14 protein-coding genes are annotated in these 13190 nt (G+C 65.1%); 4 read left to right on the plus strand and 10 right to left on the minus strand.

Translation table 11 applies throughout. From position 1 onward, the window contains the following. Positions 1-30: 30 nt before the first annotated feature. On the minus strand, positions 31-1644 hold the full coding sequence (locus tag KFB96_RS15385) for a DEAD/DEAH box helicase (protein ID WP_213457619.1): 1614 nt from the start codon (positions 1642-1644) through the stop codon (positions 31-33). Positions 1645-1875: 231 nt separating this feature from the next. Between KFB96_RS15385 and trxA the strand changes: the two genes are divergently transcribed. The 3 genes from trxA (at position 1876) to KFB96_RS15400 (ending at position 4966) form a co-directional block, all read left to right on the plus strand. Continuing rightward, positions 1876-2202 carry a thioredoxin TrxA gene (gene trxA, locus KFB96_RS15390; RefSeq protein ID WP_007192251.1) on the plus strand — a complete coding sequence of 109 codons (327 nt, stop codon included), beginning with the start codon at positions 1876-1878 and terminating at the stop codon, positions 2200-2202. Between the two features lie 218 nt (positions 2203-2420). Continuing rightward, a complete protein-coding gene (gene rho / locus KFB96_RS15395; protein WP_213457618.1) occupies positions 2421-3677 on the plus strand; it encodes a transcription termination factor Rho in 1257 nt (418 codons plus the stop codon). 191 nt (positions 3678-3868) lie between these two features. Next, complete coding sequence (locus KFB96_RS15400) at positions 3869-4966, plus strand: hypothetical protein (protein WP_213457617.1); 1098 nt, start codon at positions 3869-3871, stop codon at positions 4964-4966. Positions 4967-5089: 123 nt separating this feature from the next. Here the strand turns inward: KFB96_RS15400 and KFB96_RS15405 are convergent, their stop codons facing one another. Next, positions 5090-5713: a CIA30 family protein gene (locus KFB96_RS15405; RefSeq protein ID WP_300970387.1), complete on the minus strand. Its 624-nt coding sequence runs from the start codon at positions 5711-5713 to the stop codon at positions 5090-5092. Positions 5714-5752: 39 nt separating this feature from the next. On the opposite strand from KFB96_RS15405, the gene KFB96_RS15410 reads away from it, so the two are divergent. Further along, positions 5753-6244, plus strand: coding sequence for a DUF192 domain-containing protein (locus tag KFB96_RS15410; protein ID WP_213457616.1), 492 nt, complete (start codon positions 5753-5755; stop codon positions 6242-6244). A gap of 48 nt (positions 6245-6292) precedes the next feature. Here the strand turns inward: KFB96_RS15410 and KFB96_RS15415 are convergent, their stop codons facing one another. The 8 genes from KFB96_RS15415 to mlaD all read right to left on the minus strand — a co-directional run bounded on the left by KFB96_RS15415 (position 6293) and on the right by mlaD (position 13189). Beyond that, positions 6293-6889: a Uma2 family endonuclease gene (locus tag KFB96_RS15415; protein ID WP_213457615.1), complete on the minus strand. Its 597-nt coding sequence runs from the start codon at positions 6887-6889 to the stop codon at positions 6293-6295. A 40-nt stretch (positions 6890-6929) separates the two neighbouring features. After that, positions 6930-8006: a histidinol-phosphate transaminase gene (hisC, locus tag KFB96_RS15420; RefSeq protein ID WP_213457614.1), complete on the minus strand. Its 1077-nt coding sequence runs from the start codon at positions 8004-8006 to the stop codon at positions 6930-6932. An 18-nt stretch (positions 8007-8024) separates the two neighbouring features. Then, a complete protein-coding gene (hisD, locus tag KFB96_RS15425) occupies positions 8025-9353 on the minus strand; it encodes a histidinol dehydrogenase (RefSeq protein WP_213457613.1) in 1329 nt (442 codons plus the stop codon). 6 nt (positions 9354-9359) lie between these two features. Beyond that, on the minus strand, positions 9360-10061 hold the full coding sequence (gene hisG, locus KFB96_RS15430) for an ATP phosphoribosyltransferase (protein ID WP_213457612.1): 702 nt from the start codon (positions 10059-10061) through the stop codon (positions 9360-9362). Positions 10062-10093: 32 nt separating this feature from the next. Beyond that, positions 10094-11368 (minus strand): UDP-N-acetylglucosamine 1-carboxyvinyltransferase, encoded by a 1275-nt coding sequence (gene murA / locus KFB96_RS15435; RefSeq protein ID WP_213457611.1) that lies wholly within the window; start codon positions 11366-11368, stop codon positions 10094-10096. Positions 11369-11796: 428 nt separating this feature from the next. Continuing rightward, positions 11797-12111 carry an STAS domain-containing protein gene (locus KFB96_RS15440; protein WP_213457610.1) on the minus strand — a complete coding sequence of 105 codons (315 nt, stop codon included), beginning with the start codon at positions 12109-12111 and terminating at the stop codon, positions 11797-11799. Further along, positions 12108-12725 carry a phospholipid-binding protein MlaC gene (locus KFB96_RS15445; RefSeq protein WP_213457609.1) on the minus strand — a complete coding sequence of 206 codons (618 nt, stop codon included), beginning with the start codon at positions 12723-12725 and terminating at the stop codon, positions 12108-12110. The genes KFB96_RS15440 and KFB96_RS15445 overlap by 4 nt, the downstream gene beginning before the upstream one ends. Continuing rightward, complete coding sequence (gene mlaD, locus KFB96_RS15450; protein ID WP_213457608.1) at positions 12725-13189, minus strand: outer membrane lipid asymmetry maintenance protein MlaD; 465 nt, start codon at positions 13187-13189, stop codon at positions 12725-12727. Before mlaD ends, KFB96_RS15445 begins: the two co-directional genes overlap by 1 nt. Position 13190 lies beyond the last annotated feature (1 nt).

Below are 13190 nucleotides of genomic sequence, written 5' to 3' on the forward strand. Positions count from 1 at the left end.
TCGTTGTCGATTACGACAACGATTCGGAGCTCAATCGACCGGCTCGAGCGCCGGAGCAGGCGTCGGCGGAGTCGTGCCGTCCGCGCTCGGTTTCTTGGATCGACGCCGCCGACGTCGCTTCTTCGGCTCACCCGTCGAGGTCTCCGTATAGGGCGCGCCCGCCTCCCGGCTATCGGTCAATGGCGCGTCGCTGACCGCTGACGGGTCCGCCGCCGACCGGGCCGCCGCCGACGGATCCGTAAGCGCAGCGATCTCGGGCTGTCTCCGCGGTGCCGCAACAGGGGTCTCGGCCGGCGTCTCCGCGGGCTGCGCCTCCGACCGGGGTGGCGAGCGGGACGGCGACCGACGCTCCCCGCCGACGCGCGGACGGCGCTCGCCGCTTCCGGCGCCGGCTCCGCCACGGGGCGCACGTGCAGGCCGCGCCTCGCACCGATCCTCTCGGTCAGGGCGCATCCGGCTGCGCGGATTCACCTCGGCGAGCAGCGCCGGATCGACCGGCTCCACCGGGATCTTCGCGCCGATGAATGCCTCGATATCCGGCAGGCAGAAGGCATAGGTCTCGCACACGAAGCCGATCGCATCCCCGGCGGCACCGGCACGCGCGGTCCGCCCGATGCGGTGGACATAGTCCTCCGGATCCTCGGGCAGGTCGTAGTTCACGACATGGGTCACGTCCGGGATGTGCAGGCCGCGCGCGGCCACATCCGTGCCGACCAGCACCGGGAGCTTGCCGTCGGTAAAGTCCTTCAGGAGCTTCAAACGCTTCTTCTGGGGCACGTCGCCGGAGAGCACCGCGGTGTTGATCCCGTTGCCCTGGAGGAAACCCCAGACGCGATCGGCCTCGCGTTTGGTGTTGACGAAGACCATGATGCGCGCATCGTCCCAGCCGCGAACCAGGCCGAGCAGCAGGGCGATCTTCTCCTCGTTGGAGGTCATGTAGCAGCATTGGCGCACGCGATCGGCCGTGATGGTCTCGGTCGCGATCTTCACGAGCTGCGGATGATTCATGTGCTCGTAGGCGAGCTCGGTGACGCGATAGGAGAGTGTCGCCGAGAAGAGGAGCCCCTGACGGTTCTCCGGCGGCGGCATCCGTCGGAGCAGGAAGCGGATATCCTTGATAAAGCCGAGGTCGAACATCCGATCGGCCTCGTCGAGCACGACCGCCTCGATCGCCTGCAGATCAAACACCTTTTGCTTGAAATAGTCGATCAGGCGCCCGGGCGTGCCGATGAGGATATCGACGCCGCCGGCAACCTGGTCGCGCTGCTCCTGATAGCCTGCTCCGCCGTAGACAACGGCGATGCGCAGACCCGTATGCTTGGCCAGCAGCTCCGTATCCCGATGGATCTGAACGGCGAGCTCGCGGGTCGGGGCGACGATCAGCGCACGCGGACGTGCGATCTGCGCCGGGGCGGGTCCGGGATTGGTCAGCAGACGCTGCATCAGGACGATCAGGAAGGCGGCGGTCTTGCCCGTACCGGTCTGGGCCTGGCCGGCGACGTCCCGTCCCGACAACGCGATCGGCAGGGTTTGCTCCTGGATCGGGGTACAGCGGGTGAAGCCCGCCTCCGCGAGTCCGTCGATGATCCGTTGATCGAGCGCGAAGCTGTCGAAGCGGGTCAGAGTGAGGTGTTTGTCGGTCATGACGTGGGGAGTCCCTGGAGCTACGCGCCTCGCGGATTGGCAAGGCTTGCAAATTCTCTTCGCTTTGGATCAAATAGCATCTTACTCAAGGGCACATTCCAACGCCAATTCGCCCGCCCGCTCCACGACCCGTTCGCGCCGCGCCCCAGCGACCCCGCTCCGCCGTCATCCGCCGAACGTGATACCGAAACAACCGCCCGTGCCGCAACCACCCTAAGGGAGATCACTTCAGTGAGCGATAGCATCGTCCATGTGACCGATGATTCATTCGAAGACGAGGTTCTGAAATCCCTCGAACCCGTGCTCGTGGACTACTGGGCCGACTGGTGCGGACCCTGCAAGATGATCGCACCCGTGCTCGACGAGATCGCCGGGGAGTACGCGGGCCGCATCAAGGTCGCGAAGCTCAACATCGACGAGAACCCCAACACGCCGCCACGCTACGGCATTCGGGGCATCCCGACCCTGATGCTGTTTCGCCAGGGCGAGGTCGAAGCCACCAAGGTCGGGGCGGTATCCAAGTCCCAACTGACGGCCTTCATCGACAGCAACCTCTAAAGGCCATCGGCAACGGCATCCGGTTCAACCTCCCGGCCGTCCCGCGGACCGGAACCGATACCGGCACCCATGGCCACCGATCGACACTCCCGAGGGGCCGCCGCCAAGGCGCCCCGTCCCCGTAAAGCGACCACCCCCAACCGCGTTCCCCCGCAACACGGGCCCTGCCCCGGGGCGTTGCCGAACACCCCCCTCACCTCCGCCGACGAAAAAATGTGATGAACCTAACCGAATTGAAGAAAGCGCCCGTACCCGAGCTGGTCGCACTGGCCCAGTCGATGGAGATCGAAGGCGTCGGGCGGTCGCGCAAACAAGACCTGATCTTCGCCATCCTCAAGGCGCAGGCCAAACGCGGCGAGGACATCTCCGGCGACGGGGTGCTCGAGATCCTCACCGACGGCTTCGGATTCCTGAGATCCGCGGACGCCTCCTATCTCGCCGGGCCGGACGACATCTATGTCTCCCCCAGCCAGATCCGCCGCTTCGCGCTGCGCACCGGCGACACCATCTCCGGCAAGATTCGCCCACCCAAGGACGGCGAGCGCTATTTCGCGCTGCTCAAGGTCAACGACATCAACTTCGACCGGCCGGAAAACGCCAAGTCGAAGATCCTGTTCGAGAACTTCACGCCGCTGTTCGCCAACAAGCGGCTCACCCTCGAGATCGGCAACGGCAGCACCGAGGACATCACGGCACGGACCATCGATCTGGTGGCCCCCATCGGCAAGGGTCAGCGCGGACTCATCGTCTCGCCGCCCAAGGCCGGCAAGACCATGATGTTGCAGAACATCGCCCAATCGATCGGACACAATCATCCGGATTGCTACCTGATCGTGCTGCTGATCGACGAGCGCCCGGAAGAGGTCACCGAGATGGCCCGCTCGGTGCGCGGCGAGGTCATCTCCTCGACCTTCGACGAGCCCGCGACGCGTCACGTCCAGGTCGCCGAGATGGTCATCGAGAAGGCCAAGCGTCTGGTCGAGCACAAGCGCGACGTGGTCATCCTGCTCGACTCCATCACCCGACTCGCGCGCGCCTACAACACGGTCGTGCCCTCCTCCGGCAAGGTTCTCACGGGTGGTGTGGACGCCAACGCACTGCAGCGCCCCAAGCGCTTCTTCGGTGCGGCGCGCAACGTCGAGGAAGGCGGCAGCTTGACCATTCTGGCCACCGCGCTCGTGGACACCGGCTCGCGCATGGACGACGTCATCTACGAGGAGTTCAAGGGGACCGGCAACATGGAGATCCACATGGATCGCCGCATCGCCGAGCGCCGCATCTTCCCCTCCATCAACATCAACCGCTCGGGCACGCGCCGTGAAGAGCTGCTGATGAACCCCGCCGAATTGCAGAAGATGTGGATCCTGCGCAAGATCCTGCACCCGATGGACGAGCTCGCCGCGATGGAATTCCTGCACGACAAGCTCAAGGCGACCAAGACCAACGACGAGTTCTTCTCCTCCATGAAGGGTTAAACCGCGCCCGGTGCGGTATGCGATGTTTCTGGATGGGATCAGCCCCGGCAGACTTAACGACCGTTGGAGTCGGCGCGGTTTAAGAGATTAAAAAATATTGAAATTTAAACCGCGTCTCACCGAGATCGAGGACATCTCCGAAACCAAACGCAAAATGAAGATGACGCATGTCGCTCGGGACGCGGTTTAGCATGTACGCACCGAAGCCGATGCGTCCGCTCTGGCCGCCGCCGATCAAGCGGGACAAGCCCCCGAAGTCCAGGCGGACGGAAGATGCGCGACGTCAGCCGCGCATCCCGCTCACGCATCACGAGATCCTGGCCCTTGCGGAGCCCTTCACGCGTCGGGGGCGACATGTCGATCTCGCCGGGAGCGACCGACTGGCGCGCCGTATCCATTTCAAACCAAGAGAGTATCCGGGCACGCAGGATGGTCCGGGCGGACTGACCGAGACGCTCGTCCTCGAGAATCCCGGTCGAAAACACTTCCGTCTGATCCGGACACTGACCGACGCGGCGGGGCGAGTCGCGACCCTACGCAGCGACGGGCCTGACCCGAAGGCCCTGATCGAGCGGGTCGATGCGGTGGATCCGAGGCGCCAGTTCCCGAGGCTCGGCGGTGTACGCGCGGCCTGCAGCTATCGGATCGAGACCGACCCGAGCACCGACGGGGGCTCGAACGGGGCGGTGCGTCTCGTCTTCCTGCGCGCCTTGACGAACATCGACGGGATCGGCATCGAGCTCGACGCACAGGTCGGACATGGGATGCCTGCCGAGATCCGGCTCCTTCCGGCCCCGCAGCGGAGAATATGTCCACCGGAGGATCTGCTGGCAGTTTTGGGATGGGCGTGGCGGTCCTTACGTCCGTTCAACGGGGGTTGGCGTGCCCACCTGCGCATCCAGGCTGCCGAGCCGGCACGCACCCCGGATGTCGAGGCCAAGCTCGCGCGGACCTTGGAGCATCTCGTCGCGACACTCGGCGCCCCGCCCGTCGACTTTCACCGGACCTGGCTGCGGCAGCGCTGGCTCGCACTGGCGAGACGCACACTCGGACTCATGACGATCGCGGGCCTCCTGGCCAGCGGTCCGGGGATCCTGCTGTTCGGCGCCCCTGAGGGCTCGCCGCTGCGCCTCTTGTCGTTCGTAATGCCCGCGCTCCTGATCCTCGTCCTGATCGCGCGACACGAGGCACCGAGCCTGAAGGTCACCCCGCTGCCGCGACCCTTGCCTGCCGACGCCTGGACGCCGTTTCCCGGAGACGCCCGCGATGACCACCAAGGGTCGGCGTAGGGAGAGCAGAGAGGCCACCAAGTCGGCGAGCTCCCGCTCGGTCGGGTCGGCCTCGGGATCGGTGGCGTTTGGAATGACGGACGTTGGACCGGTGAAGTCGAGCGCGAGCCAAGCAGGGAAGGATCAATCCATCTTCAGACGATAGAAGCCGACCTCGGCGATACAGACATCGGCCTGAAACACACGCCCGATACCGAGGATCCCGAGCTTGGTCAGTCGACGAGTATCGAGCCGCTGGACCAGCCGATGCGGCTCGAAGGACTCGAAGGGCAGATGCACCTCGCGCCACTCGGGTCCGGCGACGAAGGTGGCGCGATAGGACTGCCAGGGCAGAAGGGTCGCCGTGGATTTGAGATGGAGGTTGTAGACCTCGCGGTTGCCGTGAACCAGGAGCCGAACCCCGTCGAACGCGCTCGCATCCAACCCGGTCTCGGGACCACCCGGCGGGGTCAGATCCAGCATCGCCTGCACGAAACCGCCGTTGTTCGCCAGACTGACCTCGCCGGCGAGACAGAGCGCCTGACGCCCGTCGAGAACACGCCGCTTGATGGCCCCCTCCGAGCGCCCGCCCATGACCTGATCGGTCACGGCTCGCCAGGGTGTGCCCAGTGCCGAGAGACCGTCCGCGCGGGAGAAATCGTCGATCAGACCGCCGTCCGCGAGGGATGGATTGAGGATAGCGAACATGAGCAGCAACCCCGCGATGATGGAACCGAGAGAGCGACCTTTGTACATTGAACCATTCAACGCCTGTTGATCCTTGACATCATGCAACCGGATGACCCTATGCCCACCCGACCGAGAAGCCTGCACTTCGTCCTCCCGGCCGCCGCTGCGGCACTCTGGTTGTCCATGAACATCGCGATCGGCGATGCGCCTGCGAGCGAGCCCCAATACCTGCCGATCTCGGCCAAGGCCGAGGTGGGCTCGGAAACCATTCTCTTGGAGGTCGCGCGCACGCCGCACGAGCGCGCACTCGGCCTCATGTTCAGACCGGCCCTTGCGGACGATCGCGGGATGCTGTTCCCCGCCGACCCCTCGCGCCCGATCCGGATGTGGATGAAGAACGTCCCGGTCGCGCTCGACCTGATCTTCATGTACGAGGGCCGGGTCGTGGCATTGGCCGAGCAGGTGCCGCCCTGCCTCGAGGCGTCCTGCCCGAGCTACGGCCCCTTCAAGCGCGCGGTCGATCAGGTGCTCGAGCTGCGCGCGGGGCGCGCCGCGGAGTTGGGCCTGAGCGCGGGTGATCCGATTCGCATCGAGGACATTGCCCCATAGGTTACGAACGCTGCTCCAGCATCGTTCGGTCGCTTCGATGCGTCCCGGTCAGTCTCCTCGATCGTTCCCCTGCTCGAAATCCACCTTATCGTAGATCTCCCGCATCGCGACCCGGCACCCGAGAGAGGCAAAGACCACCTCCGCATCGAGACCCTCGGTCTCGCTCAGCACCCAACGGCCGTCGGGCTGGCGGCTGAAGACCTCGACCAGCGGCTGATTCTGGCTGACCAGAACGTATTCTTCGAGGCTCGGCAGTCGGCGGTAGGTCGCGAACTTGCCGCCGCGATCGTAGGCTTCGGTCGATGCGGACAGAACCTCGACGATCAGAGCCGGGTTCAGCAGCACATCCTGTCGATCGTCGTGGAAACGAGGCGCTTCGCACAGCGCCGTCAGATCCGGATACTTCCCGGCGTTCGCCGCTTCGATGCGAACCCGCATGTCGCTCGGCAGAACGTGACAGGGACTGCCCTTCAGTCGGTCGCGCAGCTCGCTTCCCAGATTGAGCACGATCAGGTTGTGATTGAAGGAGGCGCCCGTCATGGCGAACACCTCGCCGTTCACGTACTCATGCTTGGCATTGCGACCCGCGCGCTCGGCAGCGAGGTAGTCCTCGAATCCATACTGCGGTTGGGCCTTCAGCGTCATCGAATTCTTCCCGTTCGGGTGGCGCCGCCTGATCGTCAGGCTACAAGAGCCCGGTCAGTGCACTCAGAAAGGCGGCGTTCTCCTCGGCCCGACCGACCGTCACCCGCAGACAGTCCTTCAACATGGGGTGTGTGCCGTTGAGGTTCTTGATCAAGATCCCCTGATCCTTCAGCCCCTTGAAGATGACGTCGGCGCGATCCTCGGCGACGCGCATCAGGATGAAATTGGCCTCGCTCGGATAGGCGTGGACGCCGTTCAGGGTCGCGAGCGCGGTCTGGAGACGCTGACGTTCGGCTCGAATCATCCGCGCCTGCTCGTCGAGAAGCGGTTTGTGCTTCAGTGCAAAGGTCGCGGATGCCTGGGTCAAGACGTTGATGTTGTACGGCAGGCGCACCTTGTCGATCTGCTCGAGCCAGGCGTGCGGACCAACCAGATAACCCAGCCGGATCCCGGCCAGCCCCATCTTCGAGACCGTGCGCATGACCAGAAGGTTCTGCCAGTCGCCGAGGAGACCGAGGAAACTGCAGTCGGTAAAGGGCGCATAGGCCTCGTCGACGATGACCAGGCCGGGCGCCGCCTCGATGATGCGGACCATGTCGTCGGCATCGAAGCGATTGCCGGTCGGGTTATTCGGATAGGCCAGATAGACCAATGCCGGCTGCTCGCGCTCGATGGCGTCGAGCATGACCGGCAGATCGATCGAAAAGTCATCCGGGCGCAAGGGCACGCCGACATAGTCCATGCCGGCGAAGCGGGCGATCATCCGGTACATGACGAAGCCGGGATCCAGCGACAGGACCTTGCGTCCGGGCTGCGCGACGGCCATGGCGAGCATCTGGATCAGCTCGTCGGAGCCGTTGCCCAGGAGCAACCCCATGTCCCAGGGGATGGCCATCGCTTCGCGCACGGCCGCCTGGACCGTCGCGCCCTGCGGGTCGGGATAGCGGTTCAGGGCGACCTCGTGCAGGATCGCGAGCCACTCGGCCTTGAGAGCCTCCGGCCAGCCGTAGGGGTTTTCCATGGCGTCGAGCTTCACCAGCCCAGCCGGATCCGGGACATGGTAGGCCGTCAGGGCACGGATATCGGGACGAATGAGCTGGCTGATCAGGTCATGCATGGGCGTCTCGCGAAGGTCCTAGGATAACCCGGGCTCGGCCGGCGACTGCGCCTCGCCGCGATACTCCGCGGAGCGCGCATGTGCGGTGAGCCCCTCCCCTCGGGCCAAAACGGAAGCGGTCTTGGCCAACTGTGCCGCACCGGCGGCCGAGGCCATAATCAGGCTCGAACGCTTCTGGAAGTCGTAGACACCCAGCGGGGATGAAAAGCGCGCCGTGCGCGAGGTCGGCAAGACGTGGTTCGGCCCGGCGCAATAGTCACCGACGGCCTCGGCGGTGTAGCGCCCCATGAAGATGGCGCCGGCGTGGCGGATCCTGCCCACGATGGCCTGCGGATCCTCGACCGACAGCTCCAGATGCTCGGGCGCGATCCGGTTGGCGACGGCGATGGCGTCATCCAGGTCACGCGCCTGGATCATGGCCCCGCGCCCGCGCAATGCGGTCGCGATGATGGTCTCGCGCTCCATGGTCGGGAGCAGCCGCTCGATACTCGCGGCGACCCGATCCAGAAAGTCGGCATCCCAGCTCACCAGGATGGATTGGGCGTCCTCGTCGTGCTCGGCCTGCGAGAAGAGGTCCATCGCGATCCAGTCCGGATCCGTCCCGCCGTCGCAGAGGACCAGGATCTCGGAAGGACCGGCGACCATGTCGATGCCGACCTGCCCGAACACCGCACGTTTGGCCGTGGCCACATAGATGTTGCCGGGTCCGACGATCTTGTCGACACCCGGGATGGTCTCGGTCCCGAAGGCGAGTGCGGCCACCGCCTGCGCCCCGCCGACCGCGAAGGCGCGATCCGTTCCCGCGATATGGGCCGCGGCCAGGACCAGCTCGTTGAGCTCACCGTCGGGTGTGGGCACCACCATGATGAGCTCGCCGACACCGGCGACCTTGGCCGGGATGGCATTCATCAGGACCGAGGAGGGATAGGACGCCTTGCCGCCGGGCACGTACAGTCCGACACGATCCAGGGGCGTGACCTGCTGACCCAGCAGGGTGCCGTCGGCCTCGGTGTAGCTCCAGCTCTCGATCCTCTGATGCTCGGCATAGGCGCGGATGCGGGCGGCGGCCGTCTGCAGTGCCTCGCGCCGGGCATCGGGTATGCGTCCCCAAGCCTCTTCCAGGCGCGCCCGCGGGATCTCCAGATCGGCGGCGGATGCCGGCGTCCAGCGGTCGAAGCGCGTCGTGTAGTCGATCAACGCGGCATCGCCGCGCCTGCGCAGGTCGCGGATGATATCGGCGACCGTTTGCTGGACGCGATCGTCCGAGACCGAATCCCAGGCGAGCAGGCCGTCCAAGTCGGCGTGGAAGTCAGGGTCCGTCGTCGAGAGACGTCTCATCATGCTCATGGATGCTCAGCTCCCCGGCCCGCGCGACCGATCCGATTGGGTTTGGGCCGATTGGGTTGGTGTCGATCGGCCGGCGACGGCCTCGCGCAGCGCGTCCAGCAAGGTCGTCACCGCGGCATGTTTCATCTTCCAGGAGGCCTTGTTGACCACCAGGCGCGAGCTGATGTCGGCGATGTGCTCGAGCGGGACCAGACCGTTGGCCTTCAGGGTGTTGCCGCTCTCCACCAGATCGACGATGCGATCGGACAGATGGACCAGGGGAGCGAGCTCCATCGAGCCGTAGAGCTTGATGATCTCGACCTGCTCGCCTTTGGAGGCGTAATAGCGCTCGGCGCTTTTGACATATTTGGTCGCGATCCGCAGCCGCCTCGTCGTAGGTGCGGCCACATCGGGCAGACCGGCGACCATCAGACGACAGCGCGCGATGCCGAGGTCGAGCGGCTCGTAGAGTCCATCCCCGCCGTGCTCGAGCAGCACATCTTTGCCCGAGACGCCCAGATCCGCGGCGCCGTATTGGACATAGGTCGGTACGTCGCTCGCGCGGATGATGAGAAAGCGCACATGCGCCATGTTGGTCTCGAGGATCAGCTTGCGGCTGGTCTCGGGGTCGTCGACCGGCGCGATCCCGGCATGGGCCAGGAGCGGCAGGGTCTCGTCGAAGATCCGGCCCTTGGAGAGCGCGATGGTAAGCGGCGTGTCGAGACTCATGATATCGCTGTCCTGTTGGCTGCGAGTAGCCCCTATCGGCTCGTCCCTGCGCCCGCGGTCCGGCGAATCGCCGCGCCCAGGGCCGAGAGCTTTGCCTCGATGTTGTCATAACCGCGGTCGAGGTGATAGATGCGGTCGATCAGCGTCTCGCCCGAGGCGACCAGCCCGGCCAGCACCAGACCGGCCGATGCGCGCAGATCGGTGGCCATCACGGGTGCCGCGGTCAGACGTTCGACACCGCGGCAGATGGCGACATTGCCCTCGATCCGGATGTCGGCACCCATGCGCTGCAGCTCGAGCACATGCATGAAGCGGTTCTCGAAGATGGTCTCGGTGATGGTCCCGACCCCTTCGGCGATGCTGTTCAAGGCACAGAACTGGGCCTGCATGTCGGTCGGAAACGCGGGATGCGGGGCCGTGTGGATGTCGACTGCGCGGGGGCGCTTGCCCTGCATGTCGAGCCGGATCGAATCCGTGCCGACCTCGATCTCGGCCCCGGCCTCGCGCAGCTTCTGGAGTACGGCATCCAGACAATCCGGCCGCGTGTGGGTGACCGTAACGCAGCCGCCGGTCATGGCCGCGCCGACCAGGAAGGTCCCGGTCTCGATCCGATCCGGCATGACCTCGTAGACGGCACCGCCGAGACGCTCCACGCCCTGTATGTAGATCCGGTCGGTTCCGGCACCCTCGATCCGCGCGCCCAGGGCGATCAGGAAATCGGCGAGATCGATCACCTCGGGCTCGCGCGCCGCATTCTCGATCAGGGTCTCGCCCTTGGCCAAGGTCGCGGCCATCAGCAGATTCTCGGTCCCGGTGACCGAAACCAGATCCATGACCAGACGCGCGCCATGCAGCCGTTGCGCACGCGCTCGGATGTAGCCGCCCTCCACATGGATCTCGGCACCCATGGCGCGCAGGCCATCGATATGCAGGTTGACCGGCCGCGCACCGATCGCGCAACCACCCGGCAGGGAGACATCCGCCTGACCGTAGCGTGCGAGCAGCGGCCCGAGCACCAGGATCGAGGCGCGCATCGTCTTCACCAGCTCGTAGGGCGCGGCGAAGCTGATCAGCTCGCGGGGCTGCACCTCGACCCGGCATCCGTCTTCGAGCGACAAGGAGGCACCCATGCGTCCGAGCAGCTCCAACGTGGTTCTGATGTCGCGCAGACGCGGGATGTTGCCGAGTGTGACGGGCGCATCGGCCAGAAGGGTGGCGGCAAGGATCGGCAACGCGGCGTTCTTGGCGCCGGACGCGCGAACCCGACCCTGCAACGGGGTACCGCCTGTGATGAGAAGCTTATCCATGAAGACCTTAAACCGCGCACAGAGCGGCATGCGATGTTTTTGGATGGGATCGGCCCCGGCAGACTTGACGACCGCCGAAGTTGGCGCGGTTTAAGATATTAAAAAATATCATCATTTTAAACCGCGCCCCGCCAAGAGCGACAGATACACAAAACGTCGAATTCACTTGAAAGTGAGCCTCTCGCTCTGGACGCGGTTTAGTTGAGCACCGAATCCATCGTTGTCGCTGTCGCTGTCGCTGTCGTTGTCGATTACGACAACCGTGGAAGAGGCAATCTCTCTTCGAGTTGTTTTACTTCATTTTCGAACCGTTCCTTAGGAAATGAAGGCACTGAAACGGTTGGGTGACGGGGTCGGCGGCGGGACTGCACAACGCGCGTCGTCGGGGCAAAGACACCCGGTCATCGACGCCGGACGGCGCCGGAGCCTCAGCGACCGATGGCGGATGCCATGGGCAAGAGCGTGGCGAGGTTCGACACGGCAGCGATCCGCACCAGCGAATCCGGCAGGTTCCGATAGGTCACCCGAGCGCCGCGCGCACGGGCGACGTCCAGCCATTCCAACAAAAGGGCGAGCCCGGCGCTGTTCGCGGACTCCACGCCGGCGAGGTCGATATCGACCAAGGCATCCCGTTTGAACAGGGCGATCCCGCCGACGGCGACACGGTTGACGGTCGAGAAGTCCAGCACGCCGTCCAGAGAATAACGCCCCTCGCCGAGGGGCGTCAGTCGCGCCTCCTTCATTCGCGCGTCCGGGTGTTCATCTCGCCGAGCGTTGCGATCAGACCGTCGATCCCGCCCCGGCGGATCTCGTTTGCGAAGCTCGTGCGGTAGTTCCCGACCAGGCTGGCATTGTTGATGACCACGTCGTAGACCTTCCAGCCTCCGGCGTTGTTGTGCATCCGATAGTCGACCGGGATCGGCGCGGAACCGGGCGAGAGGATCTCGGTAGAGACGGTGACGCTGGAGGGCTGTCGACCCGGCTTGATCGGCAGGTAGCGGATCTCTTCGCCCGAATAGCTCAGGATCGAGCGCGCATAGGTCCGGACCAGGACCTGCTTGAAGCCGTTGACCAGGCCACGCTGCTGCGCCGGGGTCGCGTCTCGCCAGGATTGACCGACCGCGCCTTGCGTGATGCGCTCGAAGTCAAAATGCGGGGCGACACCGCTCTCGATCATCCCGAAGATCAGCGAAGGATCGCGATCGACCTCCGAGCGACGCGCTTCGAGTGTCTTGAGCATGTTCTCGGTGGTCCGCTTGACCAGGGCCGTCGCGTCGTCGGCATAGGCGAACGACGCACTCGTCCAGAGCACCCCGAGCAGGGCAAAGAGCAGGAAGAAGGAACGTCGATACGGCATTAGTCGCCTCCGGCTTTACTGAATAGGAATTGTCCGATCATCTGCTCCAGGATCAAGGCCGACTGGGTATAGGCGATCTCGTCGCCGTCGCGCAGGTACTCCATGCTCCCGCCCGGCTCGAGGGCGATGTACTGCTCCCCGAGCAGACCGGCGGTGAAGATGTTCGCGAAGGTGTCGTCCGGGATGGTGTCCGTGGCCGCATCGATGCGCATGGCCACCACCGCCTCGTAGGTGTCCTTGTCGAAGGTCACCGCCTCGACGCGCCCGACGCGCACGCCGGCCATGCTCACCGGTGACCTCGCCTTGAGGCTGCCGACGTTGGAGAACCGCGCGGTCAAGCGATAGCCCTCGCTGTTGACCGCCGCACTCAGGTTGCTGACCTGCATCGCCAGGAAGAACAGAGCCACGAAGCCCACCGCCATGAAGAGCCCGACCAGGATCTCGATGCCGCGTTGTTTACCCATA

This window comes from Thiocapsa sp., assembly GCF_018399035.1.
Lineage (GTDB): Bacteria > Pseudomonadota > Gammaproteobacteria > Chromatiales > Chromatiaceae > Thiocapsa.